Genomic DNA, 24,235 nt, shown 5'->3' with positions numbered 1-24,235 from the left:
GGCTTTTTCATAAAGTAAAAATCTTTTTCAACCGTTATATTAATTTGTAACGCCAACGCGTTCCTTATGAGCAACGATAATTTTGTCGGCAATTGCTCGAGCAACGTTTTCATTTTTAAGAATAGGACCATGCGAATAGCTTCCTATAACGTTTCTGTAACGCATACCTTCTTGCTTTTCATCAGGGTTATTACCATAACCTTCGATCATTTGACCGAATGGCTTGAGCATCTTCTTATCGTCAAAATAAGTCCGACCGCTGTGGTTTTCAAAAGCACGTACAGTTCCCCATTCAGTCTTATATTCGGTATCACCGATCATGCGGCTATCAGCTTTGAAGACCGTATGTAACGGTAATATGTTTAAGCATTGGATAGTTTGACCGCTGCTAGTTTCGTAATATTTGCCAAGAAATTGATAACCGCCGCAGATGCAAAGCATAGGTTTATCTGCTTCGATGTAGTCCTTAATGGTTTGGCGATGTCTTTGAATATCAGTGGCGACTACTGATTGTTCAAAATCTTGACCACCACCGAAGAAGAGAAAGTCATAATCGAAAGCATTAAATTCCATATTCAAGCTAATATTGTCAACTTGGGTTTCGTAACCTTGTTCTTTGAGAAGGAAGCTTAAGATTTTAACATCGCCGCTATCTCCATAGGTATTCATTAAATCTTCATACAAATAAGCAATTTTAATAACTTCAGACATAATTTTTCTCCAATATAATTAGAAATGTTGTAATATAGTTTAACAACGAGGTGATTGAATTGACAAAAGAAATCAATAAAGAGATTTTAGCAGATTTTCGACAGAACTTAAATCAAGATGTAACGAATAATGCTTTGAAAAATTCTGTTGCCCAGGTAGGTATCTACGCTGCGACAGAGAATCCTGAAGCAAAGACGATTTTGAATCCGTCTTTTAATATCACGGTTGACACTGGAAAGGTCTCGAATCAGAAGCATTCGGGACGCTGCTGGTTATTCGCAGCTTTGAATACTTTGCGGACAGAATTTGCCACTAAAAATAATTTAAAAGACTTTGAATTGTCTCAAAACTATCTTTCATTTTGGGATCGATTGGAAAAGAGCAATTATTTTTATCAAGAGATTATTGAGACGGCAAACTTGCCAATTGAAGACCGTAAGGTAAATTCATTATTGACTAGTCCTAATGGTGATGGTGGATTATGGCAAAATGCTGCTAATTTAATTCAAAAGTATGGCGTCGTTCCTAATTATGTGATGCCGGAAACGACAGTTTCTAATAATACGACTGAATTTGATGATACAATAGGCAGATTGTTGCGTAAAAATGCGATTGAATTGCGAAAATTAGTCCAAGATAAAGTCACCGAGTCCAAACTCGATCAGAGGGTTCAGGAAATGTTAGCCGAAGTATACAAGTTATGCGTCTATTCTTTTGGCGTTCCCCCAACTGACTTTGAATTGTCCTTACAAACAGATGATGGCAAGTTGATTGCTGAAGATAAGATTACGCCACTCGAATTTCTCAAACGTTATTTCACTATGAACTTAAATGATTACGCGGACGTAGTTAATTCTCCACAATCCAACAAAAAATACCATCAAGTTTATTCGATCGATACCGAGGACAACATGGTTGGAGGTTTTCAACAGCGCTTTTTGAATTTGCCAATGGAACGTTTGCAAGAGCTTGCAATAGAACAATTAAAGGGCAATAATCCAATTTGGTTCGGCAATGATGTGCTGGCTGATTCTGACCGCAAGAAAGGTTATCTGTTAGGCGATTTGTATCAATATGACCAAGTCTTTGGAATTGACTCTGCAATGACTAAGGCCCAAAGACTAGATTATTTTGAAGGCGAAGTCTCACATGCAATGACGATCACCGGCGTCAATCTCATCAAGGGACAGCCTAACCGCTGGAAGGTTGAAAATTCTTGGGGCGAAGAAAATGGTGTTAAAGGATACTTTGTGATGGATCAAAAATGGTTTGACGAATATGTCTATGACCTTGTGATCAATAAAAAGTATCTGACTAAAGAAGAAGTGGCTGAATATGAACAAGAACCTGTTGTTTTGCCAGCTTGGGATGCTTTAGCTTAGAAAAACAATAAAAATGATATTTATGTATGAAATACCCTCTGATTCAAAAATCAGAGGGTATTTTTAGAAGTTACTTTGAAATTACACTGGCATAGCTGGTTTTCCGTAGAGATATCCTTGTTGGATATTGATGTGGTATCTCTGAGCCAACAGTTGATCTTTGACATCTTCAACGCCTTCCAAGACGGTATCCAGGCAATATTTCTTGGCTTGGGCGGCCCAAAAGGCTAGATAATCTGGAATTTGATCGGCTTGGTTTAAACTGCGCAAGTTTTGCATTGCCAATTTGATTTTATCGACATAGGGCAAGGCAGCTTGAATATTCTCAAAGGTGTTAGAACCAGTTCCTACGTCGTCAATAACTAAAGGTATGTGATTTTGATGCAATTGACGACTGATCTCTTGAAGATGTTCTAAGGAGATAGCTTCGGTCAGTTCAATGTTCAAACCGATTGGAGCAATCTTTTTCTTCAGATGGATTAGTTCTTTGATTGTAGCAGGATCGTCTGCTTGTTGTTGATTTAAATTAAAAGATAGGGTTTTATGATCAGTGAACTTTCTTTTGAGAATTTCAGCAGTCTGTTCAACTAATTTTACTTGCTGTGCAATTGATAACTCCGTAAAATTTTGAGGGAGAGTCCAATTACCATTAGTTTCTTTACGTAGAAGGACTTCATAGCCAAAAATAGAGTTATTTTGATTAATCTGTGGTTGTACAAAAAAGCTATATTTCATAATTTTCCCCTAGTTTAATTAATTATCATGTGTCATTTTAAGACAATTGAAGCCGTATCGCAAAGATACTGCTCTCAAAAATTTTAAAATATAACGGCGTTATGTGAAAGAAAAACTTGCTTGTGACCTAAGGTAATATTGTATAAGAAAATCAAGGAGGTGAATTCTATGTCAGAATATACGACCGGTCAATTGGCAAAAGTAGCTCAAATCTCTGTCAGGACGATTCAATATTATGATAAAAAAGGCCTGTTGAAGCCTAGTCAGCTGAATGACAATGGCAATAGGATTTATAACGATACCGACTTGAATAAATTGAAATTGATTCTGCTTTTAAAAAGTTTAGGGCTACCATTGAAAGCTATTGGCGAAATTTTGAGTGGCGAACATTCGATGACAGTATTGAATCTTTTACTAGAGCAACAATTGAAGTACTTACATGCTCAGACGAAGACCACCAAAAAACAGATCAGAATGATAGAAAAGATTCGGCGTAATTTACCACGAGTCGATCAAATCAAAATTAATGACCTTAATGACGTAGAAAAAGCTATGAATAATAAGAAATCCTTGCGTAGAGTACATATCAACATGGTGGCAATTGGATTATTGATGGATGTAATAGAAATCAGTACTTTGATCTGGGCTATTTTGAAGGGAAATTGGCTACCTTTTATCATTGCGATAGTTATTGCAATTGGCTTGGCTGTTTGGATCACTAGGTATTATTTCCAAAAGGTGAATTATGTCTGTCCTAACTGTAATACCGAATTTAAACCCAAATTTTGGGCAGCCTTTTGGGGAAGACATAATATACGAGCTCGTTATCTGGTCTGTCCCGCTTGTGGTCAAAAGAACTACTGTGTCGAAGTTTATGACGACAATAGTAAATAATGTTATATAATGTTGTCATAGATGAAAGGGAGAGTTGAATGGATACAGTAAAAAGTGAACCAAAAAAGGTTGAGATATCTGCTGCGGAATGGCAAATCATGCGTATAGTTTGGACGTTAGGTAACGTGACCTCCTCGGAAATAATTGCCTTAATGCAAAAGAAACAAACCTGGTCCGATTCAACTATCAAGACTCTGATTACACGTTTGACCAAGAAAAAGTTTCTTAATCGTCAAAAAGAACAGGGCCGTTATATTTATCACGCAACTGTGGAAGAACAAGCAACTATGGATGAATATGCTAATGGATTGTTTGAAAGCTTCTGCGCTCATAAGACCGGCTTTGTTTTGAACGAATTGATTCAAAATTTACAGCTCAGTCGTGACGATATAGAATCGTTACAACAAACTTTGAAGCAAAAACAAACTTCGGCTCCAGAGCATGTAAAATGCGATTGTTTGCCAGATGGTTGTAACGAAATGTGTTAAAATATAGTTCCTTGGCAGGGGCGACATGGCGTTTGATTAATTAATGATCAAACGCTTTTTTTGTTCGGTCTAAGAGTAATTAAAGCAGCCAACTCACTAGTGATTTAAAAAAATATCCTCTGATTCTGTGCAGAGAATCAGAGGATACGCAGTCTTATCAGAAGGTCATCAACATATCAAGATGAGGGATTTCGTCTTCTAAATAAACTTTAGAGATCGGTTTGAAGCCAAAGCTTTCGTAGAAGTTTTGTAAATAAGCTTGAGCTTGAATTTGGATAGGTTGATTTGGGAAACGTTGCTTTATTTCATCGATCGTAGCTTGAACTATCTTTTTACCAAGGCCAGCTTGACGATATTTTTTGACCACTAGAACACGGCCAAAAGTAATGTGGTCAGCTTTAACAATTATTCGAGTGTAAGCTTTCAGTTCATTATTCTCAATTAGACAAACATGCAGATCGTTGTAATCGTCGGCGTCAACTTCTTGATAAGGACAATTTTGTTCGACCACGAAGACGGCCACACGGGCTTTAAGGATGTCGATTAATTCCTTAGGACTAAGTTCATTAGTTTCTTTAACAGTTATCATAGCTGACCTCCAAATTAAGAATTGCTTTTGTTTATCATAGAACTTAGTTGTTGCAAATACAACAATAAATAACGAATACTTCACTAACCAAGCATTGAATTAAGACGCACAATAATATAGGATAAAAGAGTGTGAAACAAGTGTTTCACGAGTGGAGGTATGTCAATGAAACCGGAAGAATTTTATGCAGCCCTAGCCAAACAGGGTATTGAATTAAGTACAACTCAAAAAGAACAGTTTGCTACTTATTTTAATGAATTGGTTGAGACAAATAAGGTGATGAATTTGACTTCGATCACCGATGAAGATCAGGTCTATTTAAAACATTTTTATGATTCGATTGTATTAGGATTCGTTGACGAAAAAATTTTAACCGAGGAGTTAACTCTGTGTGATGTTGGCTCAGGCGCTGGATTTCCTTCGTTGCCTTTGAAGATCATCAATCCGAAGTTGAAAGTTACAATCGTTGATTCTTTGAATAAGCGAATCAAGTTTTTAGATGGTTTAGTGGCTAAACTACACATGGATCAGGTGACCTTGGTTCATGGTCGTGCCGAAGAAGTCGGTAAGAATGCACAATATCGAGAAACTTTCGACGTTGTAACGGCTCGGGCAGTCGCAGCTATGAATGTCTTAACCGAATTTTGTTTACCACTAGTTAAAGTTGGTGGACAATTTGTCGCCATGAAATCGGAAAAAGCTCCGGAAGAATTGCTCACGGCCAAGTTTGCCATCAAGACTTTGGGCGGACAGATCCGACAACAAGAATCGATTGAGTTACCAAATGATGCTGGTTTACGTAATTTTATCTTTGTAGATAAAGTTGAAAAGACACCAAAGAAGTATCCACGCAAACCAGGAACACCTGCTAAAAAACCACTCGTGAATTAATCACTAAGTATAAATTAGTAGTATAAAAATGATAAGATTATAGAGTTATGGCAAAAGCGCCAAGAAGTGATTACCATAGATAAATATTTTGTGAAGTTGTTTTGCAATTTCTAGAGATAGGGGAATAAAATGGCACGAAAAATATCTGTCGCAAATCAAAAAGGTGGTGTCGGAAAAACCACAACCACCATCAATTTGGGAGCATGTTTAACGGACCTGGGTCAAAAAGTCTTGATCATTGATACTGATCCCCAAGGGAATGCAACCAGTGGCCTTGGTATTAAAAAAGCCAATGTTGAAAAAGATGTCTATGATGTTTTGGTCAACGAGTATCCACTCAAAAAGACGATCATTCATACTGGGCATAAAAATCTTGATATTGTTCCAGCAACAATTCAATTGGCCGGAGCAGAGATGGAACTAACTTCAATGATGGCTCGAGAAACTAGATTACGTGCAGGAATTGAAGAAGTTGATGATGAATATGATATTATTCTGATCGACTGCCCACCTTCACTCGGCCAGCTTTCAACCAATGCCTTTACCGCTAGTGACTCCATTATCATCCCTGTTCAAAGTGAGTATTATGCTTTGGAAGGATTAAGCCAATTGCTCAATACGATCCGTTTAGTTCAAAAACATTTCAATACCAACTTGGCTATCGAAGGTGTTTTAATTACCATGCTTGATGTGAGAACTAATTTAGGAGCTCAAGTTGTTGATGAAGTAAAATCGTATTTTGGCGATTCAGTTTACAAAACGATTGTTCCTAGAAATACCCGTTTAGCCGAAGCACCAAGTTATGGTCAACCAATTGTCGATTATGACGGTAAGTCCAAAGGAGCTCAGGCATACCAAGATTTAGCTAAGGAGGTGTTAAAGCGCAATGGCATCAAACAAAAATAAAAAAGGCCTCGGTCGCGGAATTGACGCGATTTTCTCAGAATTTGAGGCAATTGATGAAAATAGTGAAACTGTCGTTGATCTTTCAATCGACGATATTCGTCCCAATCCATATCAACCTAGAAAAACTTTTGATGAACATGCCTTAAACGAACTGGCTCATTCAATCGAACAAAATGGAGTCTTTCAGCCAATTATCGTTCGTGAAAGTGTCAATGGGTTTGAGATCATTGCCGGAGAAAGACGTTTTAGAGCTAGCAAGATTGCTAAGAAAACGACTATTCCAGCCATTGTTCGTCCGTTAAGCGAATCAGGAATGATGGAAATCGCGGTTTTGGAAAACTTGCAACGTGAAGATTTAACACCTTTGGAAGAAGCAGATGCTTACCAAACTTTAATTACTAAGTTGAATCTAACTCAAGAACAAGTTTCACAACGATTAGGTAAGAGTCGTCCTTATATTGCTAATTACTTGCGACTATTGAATCTTCCCGATGCGACAAAGAAATTAGTTCAAAATGGTGAACTTTCAATGGGACAAGCGAGAACTTTACTCAGCTTGAAAGATAAAGATCAGATCGATAAACTTGCTAAACGTGCTGTCAGTGAAGATTTAACAGTTCGTCAACTAGAACAATTAGCCACTGAATCAAAACATGATAGTAAGAAGAAAAAAAAGACCGCCCAAAAATCACCATATATCCGAGCAACTGAGGAAAAGTTGATTGAACGTTTCGATACTACAGTTGCGGTAAAAGAAACTCGCAGTGGTCACGGAAGATTGGAAATTGATTTCACGAATACGGATGATTTAAACCGTATTTTAGACATATTAGGAATCCATTTAGATTAGAGGAATCGTATGTTTAAACTTGGAGATATTATCACCATGAAGAAACCTCACGCTTGTGGGGAAAATCGGTGGGAAGTTATTCGCCTTGGAGCGGATATTAAAGTTAAATGCTTGGGCTGTGGACATATCGTGATGATTCCACGCGCTGAATTCAATAAGAAATTCAAAAAAGTTTTAACACAAGCAGATCAGGTCAAACCTGAAAATGAAGAACATTATTTGAAAAAATCTCAATTAATGCCATCAAATTTTATGAAGAGAAATGAGGAATAACAAATGGCTTTAACTGCCGGAATTGTCGGACTACCTAATGTTGGTAAGTCAACTTTATTTAATGCTATTACAAAGGCCGGTGCCGAAATGGCCAACTATCCATTCGCCACGATCGACCCTAACGTGGGGATGGTTGAAGTACCAGATGCACGTCTAGCTAGAATTGATTCTTTAATCCCAGCCAAAAAATTGATCCATACAACTTTTGAATTTACTGATATCGCCGGAATCGTTAAGGGTGCCAGTAAAGGTGAAGGACTTGGTAACAAGTTCTTGGAAAATATTCGCCAAGTGGATGCTATTGTTCACGTAGTTCGTGCTTTTGACGATGATGATATTACTAGTGTCACAGGTAAAGTTGATCCTTTGGATGATATTGAAACCATCAATTTAGAGTTAGGTTTAGCCGATTTGGATAGCGTTAATAAGCGTTATACTCGTGTTGAAAAAGCAGCTAAGAGTGCCAAGGATAAGGAAGCTCAAGCAGAATTTGCTGTACTTGAGAAAATCAAGCCCGTCCTTGAAAATGGCGGTGCCGTTAGAAGTATCGACTTCAGTGAAGATGAACAAAAGATCGTTAAAGGTTTGTTCTTATTAACATCTAAGCCTGTCTTATATGTAGCTAATATTGCTGAAGATGATATGGCCGATCCTGAAGGTTCTAAGTATTACAAAGTTATTGAAGATTACGCTAAGAAGGAAAATGCTCAAGTAATCGGTGTTTCAGCTAAAACTGAAGAAGAGATTGCTGAACTGGATGACGATGAAAGAAAAGAATTCCTTGAAGCTGAAGGTGTTACAGAGTCAGGTCTTGATAAGCTGATCAAAGCTAGTTACAAGTTGTTAGGCCTTAGAACTTTCTTTACTGCCGGTGGTAAAGAAACTCGTGCTTGGACATTCCACGAAGGGATGAAAGCACCACAAGTTGCCGGAATTATTCACTCTGATTTTGAACGTGGATTCATTCGTGCTGAAGTTATGGCATTTAGTGATCTAGATGAATTAGGTAGTGAAAAAGCCGTTAAAGAAGCTGGTAAATTACGTGTTGAAGGTAAGGATTACGAAGTTCAAGACGGCGATATTATCGAATTCCGCTTTAACGTCTAAAACAGGGGGAGCAAAATGGCTGAGGATTTAAGAGAGAAGAATAAGAAAGCAGCTGAAAAGCAAAAAGTTGTTTCAGCTAAGAATGAAAAAAAAGAAGCAGTAAAAAATGAAATTTATAACGCTGACGCGGATGATTTGCGTAAAAAGTTAAGTAATAAAAATGCCGAATATGTTTTTAAACTCAATAAACATTTACTCGATGATGGCTTTAAGGAAGATGAAGCTAAGGCAGAGATCGACAAGTTATTGCCTGAAATGATCGAAAATCAAATCAAAGGTATTCCCGCTAATCAGCTTTATGGTCCAGTAACTAAGCGAGCTCAAGAGATCGCGCATCCAGTAAAGAAACCTAAGAAGACACCATTCTGGGCTTCATGGATCGATACATCACTCTTGTTCTTTTCATTATTTGTATTATTGTACGGTATCGTTGCATTGACGAATAGCAGTGCCAAAAATGATCCTAACAGCCAGACAGGTATCATTACTTTGATCGTCTTGTCAGCTATGTGGGGTGCTTTGTTGTCATGGTTCAATAACCAAATGAAGAAGCCTAAGTCACAACGTCCAGGCTGGGGTATTACAATTGGATATTTAGTAGTTGGATTAGTTTTCATGTTCGTCTTCTTAGCAGCTATGACGGCTGTGCCAACATCAATTAACCCACCTCTAAATGCTATTGGTTACTTTATTGCCGCTGCCGTTGCATTTGGTGGTCGTTTCTTGTTCCGTAGTACAACTGGATATAAGGAACGTTCATTCTTCTAAGATGGATAGTAAACAAAGTTTAATTTTGAATTAACTAAAAATGAGGCCATGAGATAGGCTTCTAAAAAGGCGCTGTATCAGAACTTTTCGGTTCTGATACAGCGCCTTTTTGATATAATTATTGCATTAATTCAAAGGGGATTTTTTTAATGAATAAAGCTAGGGTTGAAGCATTTACAGATGCAATTTTGGCAATAATATTAACAATTATGATTTTAGAGTTTAAAGTCCCAGACTCTACAAAATTATCGGCTATTATTCCGCAACTGCCATATGTTGTTTCGTATATGGTAGGATATTTCTTCATTGGAACAGCCTGGTACAATCATCACTATATGTTTTCTAAAACCAAAGTCGTTACGCAGAGGATATTTTGGGCTAATATGTCATGGATGTTTGCGACTTCCTTCTTACCAGTAGCAACGGCCTGGATCGGTGAACATTTAAATGCCCGAGGTCCACAAATTTTTTACGCTATTATTTACTCACTTTGGTCATTGGCTTATGCCTTACTATCGTATTATTTGGTCAAAGACAATCAAAAAGCCGGCCATTCAGAAGTTGCCAAAAGTATTGAAAGTATGAAAATTTATCAAATTTTGACGTCATGGAAATGGTCGCTCGGTTTTTATGTAGCCTTAGTTCTAACACTTATTTTTATGCCAGCACTTCAACTCTTGTTAGTTACTTTGCAGATAATTTTTATTGGTTCACGGTTTAACTCCGATAGTGACAAGTTGTTCAATGAGTAAAGAGTGTAGGTGTGATTTTTGGAGCTATTCATCAAATTGCACACTCAAGAGTGGTAGGATTCAGGATCGAAGCTAGTTGAGCTAGTATTTAATGATGCAATTTCGGCTCTTTCTGCGCTGGTCAGTTCAAAAGCAAAAATATTTCAATTATCTTTCATACGCTCTGGATTTACGGAACGGGGAATTGCCAGATAATTCTTAAGTTTATCTTTTGAAAAAATGTCCATGTCGTACGTCTTCTTCTAGGATATTTTCGATAATTGCTTGTATTTTAATCCTTGGAAAAGAAGACAGTACTGTAGTTGCTTAAAAAAGTTCAGATAAATTTATACTAAATTCGATGATTGAAGTCGAATTGTTCAATCAAGTTAATTGACCGGTATGAAAAAAACAATTATATTTCAACCGTAATTTGCTTGCATTGGAGGTAAAATTTATGAAATTATTGATAATTGGAGCAAATGGAAAAGTTGCCAGACTGATCGAAGATAAAATCGTTACTGACGACCAATATAAAGATATTGATTTGACTTTGTTGTTACGAAATAAGAGTCGTCTAAGCAAATATGAAAAAGAAAAACAAGTTACCCTCATTGAAGGCGACACGTCGGATACAGAACTGCTGACGACTTTGATGAACGATGCCGATATGGTTTACGTGGCGTTTGCGGATGATTTTGATGATGCGACGAATAATATTATTGATGCGGCTAAAGATGCTCGTTTGACCTGCATTATCTCTTCAAGTTCGATCGGTTTGTTGAATGAAGAGCCTAATCCAGACTTTGCCAAATGGAATCAATCTATGTTGGGAAAAATTTTGCCAGGATTACGTGCTGCCAGAGATCGTTATGAAAAATCGGGATTAAACTATGTGATTATGCGATTTGCCTGGTTAAATGACCTCGATGAAGTTAAATATGAAATAACAGACCAAACTGAAAAATTTGCTGGAACTGGTGTTTCTAGAAAGAGTGTTGCCGACGCTATCTTAAAAGTTATCAAAGACCCCGGAGCATACAAGAATGAAATCATTGGTATCAGCGACCCAAGTACAAAGAATGTGAAGTCCTACGACGTTCATTTCTAATAAATCAAAAACGCAATTGATAGATTCCATTATTTGGAATTTTCAATTGCGTTTTTTTGTCGTCAACAGGTTGCTTTAAATTAAACTAATTTAGTTTTTTGAGAATCAAGATTAAATCAATTTTTCAAATTCCAGATAGCAATTTTTTGAATTAATTCCACGGGGATAGCCGCAATATCTTTCTCAAAATGGAGAGTCGTTTTCCCACTCAGATAAGGTGCAATCTCCTTTTCAAAATGCTTGATAGGTTTATTGGTTGGATAGAAACCGATCTGTTTATGATTAATGCCGAAGAAGCAGATTTGTTTTGGCTGGAAATATCCTACTAGGCCATATGATAGTTTCACTTGTGCCTCGGGTAGGGCTTCTGAAATAATTTGGTGCATGGCTTGAGCTAGCTGTTGATCTTTTGGGTTGGTTAGGGTCTTTAAATATTCATCCATTTACTTAACCCGGAAGAATTGCACTAATCCGTATAATCCATAACCACCAGCAGCGGCCTGAAGAATAGTCATGATTGTGCCAACTTTTTTGATCGAAAGATTGCTATCAAAGTGTAACTCGAATTGCACGAACGCAATAACTGCTATGGAAAATACCATAATTAGGATAAATTTCATTCTTTTTTTTATATATTCCATTTATTCTCGCTTTCTCAGTCCCATTAGTAATCTACTAACATCTTATTGTATAATACTAACTAGTTGTAGACTTGTAAATATATGTTCTCTTGAGAGGTTTATTAAATGAAAATCTTAGTAGTTGATGATGATAAGGAAATCGTAGAATTACTTAGTATTTATATCAAAAATGAGGGATATGAAGCAATTGCGGCTAATTCCGGTCAAGAAGCTTTATACCAGTTGGCAGCCCACAGTGATATTGCTTTGATGGTCTTAGATATTATGATGCCTGGAATCGATGGTATTGAAGTCGTCAAGCGTGTCAGAAAAGACTCCCAAATTCCTATTATTATCGTTTCAGCCAAGACCACTGATATGGATAAGATCCAAGGCTTGATCACAGGAGCTGATGATTATGTAACTAAGCCCTTCAATCCATTGGAGATTATGGCTAGAATCCGTTCTCTTTTGCGTCGTAGTTCTCAACAGACGGCCAAAAATGTTCCTGATAAGTTGGAAGTAGGGCCTATCACGATCTATAAAGATTCCCATGAAGTCGTGACTGACTCTGGTCATAAAGTTCAATTGACGGCTTTGGAATTTGGCGTGATTTATTTACTCGCTAGTCATCCCAACCGAGTCTTTTCAGCTGACGAAATCTTTGAACGGGTCTGGAAACAAGAGAGTGTTGTTTCAGCGAAGACGGTCATGGTCCACGTCAGTCACTTGAGAGACAAATTAGAAGAAGCTACCAACGGTGAGAAAGTTATTGAAACTGTTTGGGGTGTAGGCTATAAAGTGGAGGTTTGATTTTGAGTAAACGGATCAAACTGAATTTAGGAGAAAAAGGTGTCCTCCTTGTCGAAGGAATAGGCACCTTTCTTTTATTTCAGATAATAAACGTAATTTTAATCGGTAGTGTTGGAACCAAAAGTTTTATTAATAATTTAGAGACTAATTGGCAGAGTTTGGCCAGTGGAAAATTATGGGCGGTTATTGTAGTGCTCGTCATTGAAGTCTTAGTTACGGGTTTAATTGTGACAAATTCGTATCAAAAGATGGAATTCAAGCATATTCAAACGATTTTAACGAAGACTGCACAGGATAATTTGACTAAAGAAATTGACTTAAAAGTGAACCCTAGTTTGCAAAAAACGGTCGATAGTTTTAATCTAATAATCTCTAATATGAATCGCCGGGCCGAGGAACAACGTCAGTCAGAAGCAAGTAAAGATGAGCTGATTACCAACGTTAGTCACGATATTAGAACACCTTTGACTTCGGTGATCGGTTATTTAGGTTTGATTGAAAGCAAAACTTACAATGATTTGGGTCAAATTTTGAAGTACACCCATATTGCTTATAAAAAGTCTCAAGAGATGCAAAATTTAGTTAATTCGCTTTTCGAGTATGCCAATGTTCAACATGCTACCAGTCAATTGAATATGACAACTTTTGATATGGCCCAAATGCTCGACCAATTGTCAGCTGATTTTGAATTGGAAGCTAATAAACGTGGTATGGAAATCATGGTCAACGCCACTCCTGATAAGATCATCATGAAAGGTGATACTGAAAAGTTGGGTCGGGTCTTCAATAATTTGATCATGAATGCCTTGAAGTATGGTAAAGGTGCAACGCATATTTGGCTAACTGCCGAACAAAAAGACAAAGAAGTTATCGTCACAGTAGCTAATAATGGCCAGAAGATTCCAGAGGACTCCTTGAAGCATGTGTTTGATCGTTTCTATCGAGTGGAAGATTCGCGTTCAAAGAAAACTGGCGGGACTGGCTTAGGCTTAGCAATTGCACAGAGTATGGTGCAGTTGCATGGTGGAAAGATCATCGTAACTTCGGATGATAAGAAGACATCGTTTATCAGTCATTTTCCGACGATGTAATTTTAAAGATTGATTTGTGAGGTTTAATAAATGAGGAATTTCGTTAAGAAATTAATGTTGGTGATGTCTCTAGTAATTCTGACTTTACCGACTTTTGCATCAACCGTTCAAGCTGATGAAACAACGCAGACGTTTGATTTGGCTGCAACAGCAGGGATGGCTTTTGATGAGCATTCTGGACAAATCGTCTATAAGAAAAATGCTGATGAACCATTGGCGATAGGTTCAATTACCAAGATAATTACTTTATACTTAGTCACTAAAGCAATTAAAGAGGGTAAATTCACTGAACAAGATCAGCTACAACCGACTGCTGCTCAAGCTGAGATGACACAAAAGGATGAATTGACTAATGTGCGCTTAGATGCTGATAAAAAGTACAGTGTCAAAGATCTGTATGATGCTGCCTGGATCGTTTCGTCTAATTCGGCAGCCATGATGTTAGCTGATAAAGTAGCTGGCAGTCAGGCAAAATTTGTCAAACTGATGCGACAAACTGTCAAAGATTGGGGCATTAAAGACGCCAAACTCTACAATGTTTCCGGCTTGAATAATTCGGATCTAGAGCCTGGGATGTATCTAGGAACGAAGTCAGATGAGAACAAGCTGACAGCTAACGATATTGGGGTGATTGTTAAGCATGTTTTAGACCAATATCCCGAGATTCTAAAAACGACCTCGCAGGCAAAGTTGTCTTTCCCAGTTGATAATGAAACTAAGACTTATGAATCTTTGAATTTATTATTGAAAGGTAACCGTGATTATCAGGAAGGTTATGAATTCGATGGCTTGAAAACGGGAACGACCGAGGCTGCTGGAGAATCGTTCGTCGGTACATTGCCAATCAAGAATACGCGAATCGTGACTATTGTTTTGAATGCTCAAGGTGAAAAAGATGATCGTGATAAACGTTTTCGTAGTACGCAAAAATTAGTTCAATATTTGAATGATAACTTCGATGTTCCAGAGGTTATTCAAAAGAATCAAAGCGTCACAGTTAATAATAAAAAGTATAAAACCTATGAAGCAGTTTATATGTGGCTGCCAAAAAATTATAATGTTTCAGATTTACGTTATAATGTAAGCAGTGACGATTTAGGTTTTACTGCAATCCATAATAAAAAGACGGTAAAATTGGTTGCCGCTAACACTGATAGTGGTTATCTTCCGTTCAAAAAGGCAGATGTTAAAAAAGTAATTCAAAAGAAGACGAGCCAAAAGAATTGGTGGGATCAAATCATAGAATTTTTTAAACATCTATTTTAGGAGCGTGTAAAAATGAGTTTAAAAATCAAGAATGCTTTAGATATCTTGAAGAAACACGATTTATTGGTTTCTAGTTCAGTTAATGATGAGAATTTAGAAGTGACGAAGATTAGTTACAATTCTAAACAAGATCAGACCAATGGCATTTTCTTCTGCAAAGGAAATAAATTTAAAGCTGAATACTTAGACCAGGCAATCGATAACGGTGCCAAGATTTATGTTTCAGAGAAAGAATATAGTAAAGATATTGACCGGATCATCGTCAAGAGTGCTTCTAAAGCTTTGTCACTATTGAGTGCAGAGTTTTACGGCAATCCTCAAAATGATTTGTTCATCGTAGCTTTTACTGGTACCAAGGGCAAGACAACCACGTCTTACTTCCTATATGACATTTTGAAGAACGCTTTTCCAAAGCAAGTTGGGCTCTTCTCAACAGTTGACCGGATCGTGGGACCAAAGCCAGAAGATGAATTTAAGTCAGACTTAACGACACCCGAGTCTTTGGAATTGTTCCATGACATGAGAACTTGTGTCGACAATGGTTTGAAGTATTTGGTAATGGAAGTATCTTCACAAGCTTATAAGAAGAATCGAGTTTACGGATTGCAATTCGATATCGGTGGATTCTTGAATATCACACCTGATCATATCGGACCTAACGAACATCCTACGTACGCTGATTACTTGAATTGTAAGAAACAATTGATGATCAACTCTAAAGTTAATATTATCAATCGTCAAACGAATGATTATGATACAGTTTATGCCGCTGCTAAACAGACGAGTGACGACAAGGATATTTATCGTTTTGCTAAAAATGAGGTCGGTGATACTGACTTCTCGATTCGGAATAAAGAATCGAATTTAAATGATTCAGTCTTTACTTTCACAGCCGAAAGCGACAAGGCGGAAGATTTACAAGATCACAGTGAATATACATATCAATTGGGTCTCGTCGGTGATTTTAACGAATTGAATGCCGGTGCTGCCATTATTGCTGCTAAGAAAATGGGCGTCAAAAATGAGATAATTGCTGATAGTTTAAAGACAGCTTTTGTTCCAGGCAGAATGGAGCATATCAATACTAAGTCGCACGGTACGATTTTTGTCGACTACGCTCACAATTACGCCAGTATGAATGCTTTGTTGAGTTTTCTCAAGCGTGAATATCCAAATTCAAAGATTAAAGTAGTGGTTGGAAGTCCTGGTGATAAAGGAGTTTCCAGACGTGAAGGCTTTGCTAAAGTCTTGAGTGAATTAGCTGATTCAGCTATCTTAACAACTGATGATCCTGGATTTGAAGATCCAGCTGCCATCTGCAAACAAATCGACGAAAAAATCGATCACACTAGAGTGGAAGTGAAAACTATCCTTGACCGTGAAACAGCGATTAAAGAAATGATCAGCTCTAGTTCTGATGGAGACATCGTTGTCCTAGCTGCTAAAGGTAATGACGCTTACCAAAAGACTAAAGGTGAAGACGTACCATATCCTAGTGACCCAGTTGTCGCTAAGAAAATTTTAAAAGATATTGAGGGATAAAGAGTTATGAAAAAATTCTTTACAGTATTGGGTGGCATGGGAAGCTTAGCCACAGAAAGTTATGTGCATTTGTTAAATGAACGGACACCAACTAACAAAGATCAAGATTATTTAGATTACATCTTGGTCAATCATTCAACAGTTCCTGATCGAACAGCCCATATCTTAGATCACAATCAACCAAGCTTTTTACCTCCACTAGTGGAAGATATCAAACAACAAAGCTTGTTACATCCAGAATTTATGGTTTTGATCTGCAATACTGCTCATTATTACTATAAAGAATTGCAAGCTGCCACCGATATACCTTTGATTCATATGCCTCATATGGCTGTCAGCGTGATGAAACAGAAATATCCAACGGCTAAAAAAATCGGTTTGATTGCTACTAAAGGAACGATTGCTGACCATATCTACGAAAATGAGATCAAAGACGCTGGCTTTAACTACAGCTTAGGTGATCAAGCTGTACAAGACGAAGTTGAGAGTTTGATCTACGATGACATAAAAGTTAAAGGTCAAGTCAACGCTGAGAAATATCATGATATTTTGCGGATTATGCATGATAAATTTGGTTGTGATGTGATTGTTTTAGGGTGTACGGAATTATCTTTAGCGCAAGAAAAAGCCGCTGACCATCCATACAATGTGATCGACGGCCAAAGTATCATCGTCGATAAGTCGATTGAATTTGCTGAAAAAATTCGGCGTGGTGAGAAAATCGATTTTACTAAGATTTATTAATGTTTCATGAGAAACATTGCGGGGGCAACCTCAGATCCGATATAATTTGAAGTGTATAAGGAGGTACTTCCACATGTTTAAGAGATTATCTATCTTCACGATTATCTTATCAGGGGTTTTGTTAGCTGGATGTTCCCAACAGTCAGCAAGTACGCAATCGGCAACAAGTTCCGATACAACGTCAACAAAAAGTAGTGCCAAGAAAACTCCTGCTAAATCTGCTCAAACAAAATCAGCAGACAACGAGAGCGGTTCTAATTCCAATTCAAACAACAATGATTCTGACACAGTAACAAATAAATCAACCAATAGTCAGGATACTAACGCTGATAATCAAACTAACGGAAATAGTACTAATAATAATTCCAACAGTGATTCAACTAGTCAAACTAACCAAAGTCAACAGACGCAAGTTAATATTACGACGCCAGATCAAGCGGTTGAGTATTTGGCTGATAAGTTGAGTGCTACTTACGATAAGGCCAGCACACAGTACGTTTCTAATGGTAAAGTTACTTGGGACAATGTGTCTGGATATCAAATCAATATTTACAGTAAGAATTCTGATACACCAGTGGGCAGCTATTTAGTTCCTGCCAATGGTCAGTATTTCCAGATTTGGTAATGGTGGATAACTTGCCTTTACTCGAATAATTAGTTATATTTTTAGGAGGTCGGTTCAAAACTTCAATGTTTTGTTCGACCTCTATTTTTGTTTTTAAAATATTGTTTGGTTGGAATGATGAAGGATTGTGGTGGTTCACTGCCGGCTTCCGTTCGGCTCTGAGGGGTCTGGAACGCCATGGGCATCGCTTTGAACCAATTGAAGTGCACAATTGTTTTAAAGTCGAGCCTTGTTCTAAGTGTGCTTCGCCCACTAAGAACAATTTCATGGCTGAGACCCCTCAGAGCTCTCACTACAGCCTAGAGGGTTAAAACATGCTTGGATATCCCTCAAGTGAACAGATTCAAGAGCTAAAATAAGTTCAAGGGCAAAAGATAAAAGTCAAAAACTTAGGTTCTTAAGGAAACAAATGCTTTTAAGAATTTATGATTGTATAGAATTAATGTGCTCATTATATGTATGTAAACATTAGTGTGTTTATAGAAGTGTGCAATTTGAGTGTGTAAATAGTAGTTTAATATCTTTTGTCTTTAAGTACCAAGGTTTTCAGCTTCCACTCCAACCAAGCAAAATAAGGAATGTAGGATTCCTATATATATCACAAAAAAATAAAATGCACAGAATCCCTAGTCAGGAGCGGAAGTTCTGGGGGATATCAGTGGTGAAATTTTACTTAATTGGCGTCCTTTGCCAATTTAGTAAAAGGTCGAGCTTGAAGACAAGCGGTTTTCTTGGCTCCAAGTCGGCCCACCACGTTCCATATCCCCCAGAACTGGAGCGGATGACGGCAGTGAACTAATACAACTGCAACGACAAAACAGCAAAAAATTGTTAATAATAATAGAGGATTATAAATGTATAAAAAAAGAGTTTGGGTATTGGCCTTGGTTATGTTGCTGATACTGTTAGGGGGATGTAGTAGTAAAAAGCCTTCTTCTCAAAAGTTGATTACTACCACTGTTAATACTTATATCGAACCAATCAAAAGTGTGGTCGGGGATAAATATCAAGTGGAGTCGATTATCAAATCGGTCAATGTTGACCCACACAGCTTTTCACCATCTAGCAATGATGCTAAGGCCATCGCTGATTCCAGATTGATCGTTGCCAGTGGCTTAGGATATGACGATTGGGTCAGTAAAATTGTTACGGCTAATAGTCAGGATAAAAATCTAATTAATTTTTCTAAAGATGTCTTGAAGAAAAAAGATGGCGAAAATGAACATGTTTGGTTTGGGGTTCAAAATGTTCAAAAGCTCAGTCACTCGATTTATCTGCACATGGCAAAGGTAGATCCCAAAAACAAAGCTTACTATCAAGCTAACTTTAAGAAATATGACTTAAAATTAGCTAAGTTAGTAAATAGAGAGCAAGCTTTGAAGAAATATACTAACGGTAAAAAGGCTTATGTTACGGAACCTTTACCTTACTATCTGCTCAAGGATCTAGGTGTGAAAGTCGCCAATCCTCACTTTGCCAAAGCTATTGAAGATGATACTGATCCGTCGATCGAAGATGTTCAAGCTATGGAAAATGGTTTAAAAAATCATCAGGTCAGTTTTTTGGTCGTCAATAAACAAGTCACTAGCGGTATCATTACTAAGATGACCGGTTTGGCTAAGAAATATCATGTCCCCATTATTTATTTTACGGAAACATTGCCAAGTGATTTAGGGTATTATGATTGGATGGACGGAAATATTACGCAAATTGAAAGGATAGTGAAGAAATAATCGTGATTGAAGCAAAGAATTTAAGCAAGAGCTTTGGTAAGCAATTAGTTTTCAAAGATCTGAATTTTACTATCAATGATGGTGATTTCATCAGTTTAATCGGACCAAATGGTTCAGGTAAAACAACTTTGGTGAAAATCATGATGGGTCTGGAACAAAAAACTAGTGGTGAGTTAAAGATCGATAAGCAAACGATTGGTTATGTGCCGCAATTTCGCAATATCGACCTCGACTATCCTTTGAATATCGAACAATTTGTCCGTTTGAATTTAAAATTTACAATGAGTCCTAAAAAGCGTCGTCAGGATAACAAAATGATCAATCGCATCTTAGAAAAGACTAAGCTGACTGATTTGAAAGATCGACCATTAGGATTGGCTTCTGGTGGTGAAAAGCAAAAAGCCTATTTGGCTCAAGCTTTATTGAATGATCCGAAAATCTTGATTTTGGATGAGTCAACGGCCAGTTTGGATGTTGAAGTAAAAATGCAACTGATGGATCTAGTTGAGGAACTCAATCACAAATATAATCTAACTGTAATCTTCATTACTCACGATTATGAATTGACGAAGAAGTATACTAGTCGGGCACTGTTCTTTAAGAATAAGACGATTCAAGAAGTCAATGTGAATGATGTATCTGAAGAAATGTTTGAGATGGGAGGTTAGGTCGTGTTTGGATATGAGTTTATGCGTGAAGCCTTTATTGCTAGTACTTTTATCGCTATAACGGCAGGATTAGTAGGAGTTTTCGTAGTTTCAAGAAACATGTCGTTTCTGTCTCATACTTTGTCAGAGATTGGTTTTGCGGGAGCTTCATTTGGTATTTTAATTGGAATTTCACCCTTAGCAGGAATGATTTTATTTACGTTGGTGAGTTCGATTGCTGTTGGTAGTTTGAGCACTGAATCATCACGAAGAGAAGCGTCGATTAGCGCTATATCATCGTTATTTATCGGTTTAGGTATCTTATTTTTATCGTTGTCTTCGGAATCGAGCAGTTATGCCACTAATATCTTATTCGGTAGCATCGTCGGGATAAGTTTCAAGGAAGTTAATCAATTGATGATTTTGGCGTTATTCGTTATTTTGGTCTTTATTATTTTCTATAAGCCACTTTCATTTGATTCATTTGACCATATCGGAGCCCGTGCGGCCGGTTTAAAGACTAGATTACTCTCGATAGCCTTTCTAGTTACTTTGGCTCTTAGCGTCAGTATTGGAGCTCAAATTGTAGGTTCATTGTTGGTTTTCGTGTTATTGACTTTACCAGGTGCCACTGCTAAATACGTTGTCCACACTGTTCCTAAGCTGATCATGGTTTCAGTCGGTTTATCGCTAGCTGGTGTCTGGCTAGGACTTTATTTAGCTTTTGTAACCAATTGGCCAGTTACTTTCTTTATTTCAGCTTTTGAAGTTATCGCCTATTTCTTAGGACTAAGCTATAAAAATTGGAAATTAAACCATTAAGGAAATTATTTTATGATAAAAGAATTGTGGAACAAATATAGAGATACGATTCCTTATTTATTCTTTGGAGTCTTAACAACTTTAGTAAATATCGTCAGCTTTGACGTTTTATGGCATTTCTTAGGTTGGAACTATCAATTTGCCAATGCTTTGGCATACTTAATTTCAGTTATTTTTGCTTATGTGACGAACAAACTGTGGGTCTTTAATTCACATACCAATACTTGGAAAGCTTTCTGGAAAGAAATGGGGTCCTTTTTCCTATTCCGAGCAGCTTCGTGGGTTATTGATCAAGGAACGATGACAATTGGTGTCTCGCTCTTACATGGTAACGGCCTGGTGGTTAAAATTATCGCCAATGTTGTCGTGATCGTCTTAAACTACATTTTCAGTAAGTTCATTATTTTTAGAAAAAGAGATTAAAAACAACAATTACCCTCTGACTCCAAGTAAGGAATCAGAGGGTAATTTATTTTGTTGAAAAGTTTGATTTAATGTTGTTCAGCTTTGATAATCCGCTGATCGCGCCGAATAACTTCGAAGAGTCCAAAGAGTAGCAGCAGCAATATCACCGCTATGATTACCGCTTTAGTATTGCCGAAGATCAATTCATCTCCACCAAAGGCATAGAGAAAGGAAACTGGTAGCTAACCAATCAGAATGCAGATCGCCCGATTTTTCCAAGACATGTGCATTTCGATGGCAGCGTAGTTGACCAAAAGAGTTGGTAACATCGGGATAGCGTAACCGATACTGATACCGATTCGTGGATGTCGCATATTTTTAAGGCGGGTAGATAGTCTGTCTGAAGAGATCTTGTGAGGGAAACGCTCGAGGATAAAGAGTGCTAAGAGATTGCCTAGAAAGATTCCAGAAACGTTGATGAAAAATCCTAACCAGCGTCCAAAACAGACGCCAGAAAGAACCGCTACAGCAGCAATGGGAACCCCAGGAATTGCCGAGCCGATTGCCAAAACAGCCATGAATAAAACGGCGTTATGGCGACCTTGATCACGCAACAGGTCAATCACGTCTTCACGGTCAATCGTGTAAGAGAAGAAAGTCTCAATTACAGAACGATAATTATTCCAGAGAATCCAGACTAAGCCAATTAAGCTGATTATGCCTAAGCCGATCAGCAGCACTTTATGCCATAATTTCATTACCTTTCCCCCTCAGTAAGTATATGGCTTCAACTTAGCATACTTACTAATAAAAGTAACCAAAAAATTCTCAAAGCAAACGGCTGCTTTGAGAATTTTTTTACTCTTGTAGTTCACGAATTGCTAAAGCAAAATCACCTAAAGTGGCAGATCCATTATTTTTAATACTTGGCATCGTGATATATTTTTCTAATTCAGGAACTTCGACATAGTCATTCAATAAATCTTTGAATTGAGCTCTAACTTTGACTAAGAAAGGTTCACTGACAACACCGCCACCAAAGACAATCTTGTCTGGACGAAGGATCAAGGTTGCTTGAATAGCTGCTTGAGCAACGTAATAAGCCATAATATCCCAGACATGATCAGTCAAAGGCACGTCTTTACCAGGTTTTCCTAGTCGAGCATCAAAAGTTGGTCCAGCAACTAGACCTTCAAGACAATCTCCGTGGAATGGGCAAATACCTTTGAAATTAAGATCGTCAGGGTGACGCTTCAAGAAAGTGTGACCCATTTCAGGATGTCCCATATTACCGATAAATTTACCATCAGCAATGGCACCGGCACCAACGCCAGTTCCGATAGTATAGTAAACTAACGAATCGATTTTTTCATTGGATAACGTTGACATAACGTACTCGCCATAAGCGGAGCCATTAACGTCAGTCGTCCAAAACATAGGAATGTCAAAGTTTTCTTTCATCTTGCCGATGAAGTCAGTATCTTTCCAGCCTGGTTTTGGTGTTGAAGTAATATAGCCATATTTGGGCGAATTTTTTCTGAGTTCAATTGGTCCAAATGAAGCAATTCCTAAAGCTTCAATATCAAATTTTTTAAAATAGTCGACTGTCTTTTGTAAAGTTTCTTCTGGCGTCGTAGTAGGGAAATGAATGCTATCCTTGATCCGATAATCTTCATCACCTACAGCACAAACAAATTTAGTTCCACCTGCTTCAATACTTCCTACTAGCATAATTAAATTTCTCCTCAAAAATAAAGTAATCGTTTTCACCGACTTACATTACTATTAAATTTTTTTCTCGTCAAATTAACTTTTAAAAAAACACATTAAAATAACTTTGAGATGTAATGTTGCAAAATTAAAGGTGTGACAAAAAATCCAGTTATACGAGTCATGTATAACTGGGATTTTTGCTTATTTGAGAATTGATAGTACGCGATCTTTTTTAGTAGATTGTATGTTTAGCGTCATTTTTAAAATCATTGAATGGTTTAATGGTGATCTCACGGTCATGTTGTTCAAGATTCAAAAATTTATCATCTTGTAGATCATCTTTGATGAATTGATAGATATTGTCGTCACGAAAACCAATTTTTGTAGCGTCCTCAGGCGTGTTGCCATAATAACAAGTCTTGATATTGCTCCAAATAATGGCTCCTAAACACATTGGACAAGGGTAAGCGTTGGTATAGAGTTCACAGCCAGATAAGTCGTGCGTACCTAATTTTTTACAAGCTTTACGAATTGTATAAATTTCCCCATGTGCTGTAGGGTCATCATCTAATAACACGTGATTACGTCCCTTGGCAATGATCTCGCCATTTTTAACGATCACGGTACCAAATGGTCCACCATCATGGGAAGTAACATTCTTTTGAGCCTCATTGGCAGCTAATTCCATAAATTTTTTTGCATATGCCATTATTTAAACATCTCCTAATACATTATTGTAGTTCAAACTTTCTTGTGACAAAAATGCCAAAAAAAACCT

The 24,235-nt window shown here is 37.4% G+C and carries 29 protein-coding genes; 21 read left to right on the top strand and 8 right to left on the bottom strand.

The window, feature by feature from the left end:
• Positions 1–39: 39 nt before the first annotated feature.
• Positions 40–711 carry a type 1 glutamine amidotransferase gene (locus tag ACYT32_RS01665; protein WP_395266084.1) on the bottom strand — a complete coding sequence of 224 codons (672 nt, stop codon included), beginning with the start codon at positions 709–711 and terminating at the stop codon, positions 40–42.
• Positions 712–770: 59 nt separating this feature from the next.
• On the opposite strand from ACYT32_RS01665, the gene ACYT32_RS01660 reads away from it, so the two are divergent.
• Entirely contained in the window at positions 771–2,093 is a 1,323-nt protein-coding gene (locus ACYT32_RS01660; RefSeq protein ID WP_461793347.1) for a C1 family peptidase, read from the top strand.
• Between the two features lie 81 nt (positions 2,094–2,174).
• Here ACYT32_RS01660 and ACYT32_RS01655 read toward each other — a convergent pair whose 3' ends face one another.
• On the bottom strand, positions 2,175–2,828 hold the full coding sequence (locus ACYT32_RS01655) for an EAL domain-containing protein (protein ID WP_395266086.1): 654 nt from the start codon (positions 2,826–2,828) through the stop codon (positions 2,175–2,177).
• Positions 2,829–2,996: 168 nt separating this feature from the next.
• Here ACYT32_RS01655 and ACYT32_RS01650 point away from each other — a divergent pair, with 168 nt between their 5' ends.
• Complete coding sequence (locus tag ACYT32_RS01650) at positions 2,997–3,722, top strand: MerR family transcriptional regulator (protein WP_395266087.1); 726 nt, start codon at positions 2,997–2,999, stop codon at positions 3,720–3,722.
• A 38-nt stretch (positions 3,723–3,760) separates the two neighbouring features.
• Complete coding sequence (locus tag ACYT32_RS01645) at positions 3,761–4,210, top strand: CopY/TcrY family copper transport repressor (RefSeq protein WP_395266088.1); 450 nt, start codon at positions 3,761–3,763, stop codon at positions 4,208–4,210.
• A 157-nt stretch (positions 4,211–4,367) separates the two neighbouring features.
• Here the strand turns inward: ACYT32_RS01645 and ACYT32_RS01640 are convergent, their stop codons facing one another.
• Positions 4,368–4,799 (bottom strand): GNAT family N-acetyltransferase, encoded by a 432-nt coding sequence (locus ACYT32_RS01640; protein ID WP_395266089.1) that lies wholly within the window; start codon positions 4,797–4,799, stop codon positions 4,368–4,370.
• A 165-nt stretch (positions 4,800–4,964) separates the two neighbouring features.
• On the opposite strand from ACYT32_RS01640, the gene rsmG reads away from it, so the two are divergent.
• The 8 genes from rsmG to ACYT32_RS01600 all read left to right on the top strand — a co-directional run bounded on the left by rsmG (position 4,965) and on the right by ACYT32_RS01600 (position 11,436).
• On the top strand, positions 4,965–5,690 hold the full coding sequence (gene rsmG, locus ACYT32_RS01635) for a 16S rRNA (guanine(527)-N(7))-methyltransferase RsmG (RefSeq protein WP_395266090.1): 726 nt from the start codon (positions 4,965–4,967) through the stop codon (positions 5,688–5,690).
• Between the two features lie 129 nt (positions 5,691–5,819).
• On the top strand, positions 5,820–6,596 hold the full coding sequence (locus ACYT32_RS01630) for a ParA family protein (RefSeq protein ID WP_395266091.1): 777 nt from the start codon (positions 5,820–5,822) through the stop codon (positions 6,594–6,596).
• Positions 6,577–7,446, top strand: coding sequence for a ParB/RepB/Spo0J family partition protein (locus ACYT32_RS01625; RefSeq protein WP_395266092.1), 870 nt, complete (start codon positions 6,577–6,579; stop codon positions 7,444–7,446). Before ACYT32_RS01630 ends, ACYT32_RS01625 begins: the two co-directional genes overlap by 20 nt.
• Positions 7,447–7,455: 9 nt before the next feature.
• Positions 7,456–7,719: a DUF951 domain-containing protein gene (locus ACYT32_RS01620; RefSeq protein WP_395266093.1), complete on the top strand. Its 264-nt coding sequence runs from the start codon at positions 7,456–7,458 to the stop codon at positions 7,717–7,719.
• Between the two features lie 3 nt (positions 7,720–7,722).
• Positions 7,723–8,826: a redox-regulated ATPase YchF gene (gene ychF / locus ACYT32_RS01615; RefSeq protein ID WP_395266094.1), complete on the top strand. Its 1,104-nt coding sequence runs from the start codon at positions 7,723–7,725 to the stop codon at positions 8,824–8,826.
• A gap of 15 nt (positions 8,827–8,841) precedes the next feature.
• On the top strand, positions 8,842–9,594 hold the full coding sequence (locus ACYT32_RS01610; RefSeq protein WP_395266096.1) for a DUF1129 family protein: 753 nt from the start codon (positions 8,842–8,844) through the stop codon (positions 9,592–9,594).
• Positions 9,595–9,743: 149 nt separating this feature from the next.
• Positions 9,744–10,346 (top strand): TMEM175 family protein, encoded by a 603-nt coding sequence (locus ACYT32_RS01605; protein ID WP_395266097.1) that lies wholly within the window; start codon positions 9,744–9,746, stop codon positions 10,344–10,346.
• A 436-nt stretch (positions 10,347–10,782) separates the two neighbouring features.
• Positions 10,783–11,436 (top strand): NAD(P)H-binding protein, encoded by a 654-nt coding sequence (locus ACYT32_RS01600; RefSeq protein ID WP_395266098.1) that lies wholly within the window; start codon positions 10,783–10,785, stop codon positions 11,434–11,436.
• A 116-nt stretch (positions 11,437–11,552) separates the two neighbouring features.
• On the opposite strand, the gene ACYT32_RS01595 is transcribed toward ACYT32_RS01600, so the two are convergent.
• Positions 11,553–11,879 (bottom strand): iron chaperone, encoded by a 327-nt coding sequence (locus ACYT32_RS01595; RefSeq protein WP_395266099.1) that lies wholly within the window; start codon positions 11,877–11,879, stop codon positions 11,553–11,555.
• Positions 11,880–12,077 carry a hypothetical protein gene (locus ACYT32_RS01590; protein WP_461793346.1) on the bottom strand — a complete coding sequence of 66 codons (198 nt, stop codon included), beginning with the start codon at positions 12,075–12,077 and terminating at the stop codon, positions 11,880–11,882. It lies immediately after the preceding gene.
• Between the two features lie 105 nt (positions 12,078–12,182).
• Here ACYT32_RS01590 and ACYT32_RS01585 point away from each other — a divergent pair, with 105 nt between their 5' ends.
• The 10 genes from ACYT32_RS01585 (at position 12,183) to ACYT32_RS01540 (ending at position 21,762) form a co-directional block, all read left to right on the top strand.
• Positions 12,183–12,869 (top strand): response regulator transcription factor, encoded by a 687-nt coding sequence (locus ACYT32_RS01585; protein ID WP_395266101.1) that lies wholly within the window; start codon positions 12,183–12,185, stop codon positions 12,867–12,869.
• A 2-nt stretch (positions 12,870–12,871) separates the two neighbouring features.
• Positions 12,872–13,960, top strand: a complete 1,089-nt coding sequence (locus tag ACYT32_RS01580; protein WP_395266102.1) for a sensor histidine kinase — start codon at positions 12,872–12,874, stop codon at positions 13,958–13,960.
• A gap of 30 nt (positions 13,961–13,990) precedes the next feature.
• Positions 13,991–15,226 (top strand): D-alanyl-D-alanine carboxypeptidase family protein, encoded by a 1,236-nt coding sequence (locus tag ACYT32_RS01575; protein WP_395266103.1) that lies wholly within the window; start codon positions 13,991–13,993, stop codon positions 15,224–15,226.
• 12 nt (positions 15,227–15,238) lie between these two features.
• Positions 15,239–16,768, top strand: a complete 1,530-nt coding sequence (locus ACYT32_RS01570) for a UDP-N-acetylmuramoyl-L-alanyl-D-glutamate--2,6-diaminopimelate ligase (RefSeq protein ID WP_395266104.1) — start codon at positions 15,239–15,241, stop codon at positions 16,766–16,768.
• Positions 16,769–16,774: 6 nt separating this feature from the next.
• Positions 16,775–17,512, top strand: coding sequence for an aspartate/glutamate racemase family protein (locus ACYT32_RS01565; protein ID WP_395266105.1), 738 nt, complete (start codon positions 16,775–16,777; stop codon positions 17,510–17,512).
• Between the two features lie 73 nt (positions 17,513–17,585).
• Positions 17,586–18,137: a hypothetical protein gene (locus tag ACYT32_RS01560; protein ID WP_395266106.1), complete on the top strand. Its 552-nt coding sequence runs from the start codon at positions 17,586–17,588 to the stop codon at positions 18,135–18,137.
• A gap of 854 nt (positions 18,138–18,991) precedes the next feature.
• Positions 18,992–19,870: a metal ABC transporter solute-binding protein, Zn/Mn family gene (locus ACYT32_RS01555; RefSeq protein WP_395266107.1), complete on the top strand. Its 879-nt coding sequence runs from the start codon at positions 18,992–18,994 to the stop codon at positions 19,868–19,870.
• A 2-nt stretch (positions 19,871–19,872) separates the two neighbouring features.
• Positions 19,873–20,538, top strand: coding sequence for a metal ABC transporter ATP-binding protein (locus ACYT32_RS01550; protein WP_395266108.1), 666 nt, complete (start codon positions 19,873–19,875; stop codon positions 20,536–20,538).
• 21 nt (positions 20,539–20,559) lie between these two features.
• On the top strand, positions 20,560–21,339 hold the full coding sequence (locus tag ACYT32_RS01545; RefSeq protein WP_395266128.1) for a metal ABC transporter permease: 780 nt from the start codon (positions 20,560–20,562) through the stop codon (positions 21,337–21,339).
• 12 nt (positions 21,340–21,351) lie between these two features.
• Positions 21,352–21,762, top strand: a complete 411-nt coding sequence (locus ACYT32_RS01540; protein WP_395266109.1) for a GtrA family protein — start codon at positions 21,352–21,354, stop codon at positions 21,760–21,762.
• 224 nt (positions 21,763–21,986) lie between these two features.
• On the opposite strand, the gene ACYT32_RS01535 is transcribed toward ACYT32_RS01540, so the two are convergent.
• From ACYT32_RS01535 to ACYT32_RS01525, 3 genes are all read right to left on the bottom strand, one after another.
• The gene (locus tag ACYT32_RS01535) at positions 21,987–22,502 is read right to left on the bottom strand and encodes a VTT domain-containing protein (protein ID WP_395266110.1); all 516 of its coding nucleotides are present in this window, start codon (positions 22,500–22,502) and stop codon (positions 21,987–21,989) included.
• 100 nt (positions 22,503–22,602) lie between these two features.
• Positions 22,603–23,475 (bottom strand): fructokinase ScrK, encoded by an 873-nt coding sequence (scrK, locus tag ACYT32_RS01530; protein WP_395266111.1) that lies wholly within the window; start codon positions 23,473–23,475, stop codon positions 22,603–22,605.
• A 214-nt stretch (positions 23,476–23,689) separates the two neighbouring features.
• Positions 23,690–24,166 carry a nucleoside deaminase gene (locus ACYT32_RS01525; protein ID WP_395266112.1) on the bottom strand — a complete coding sequence of 159 codons (477 nt, stop codon included), beginning with the start codon at positions 24,164–24,166 and terminating at the stop codon, positions 23,690–23,692.
• Positions 24,167–24,235 lie beyond the last annotated feature (69 nt).

This window comes from Companilactobacillus sp. FL22-3, assembly GCF_054881455.1.
The sequence above is the reverse complement of the archived record's forward strand: the minus strand, read 5'-3'. Positions and strand labels throughout refer to the sequence as shown.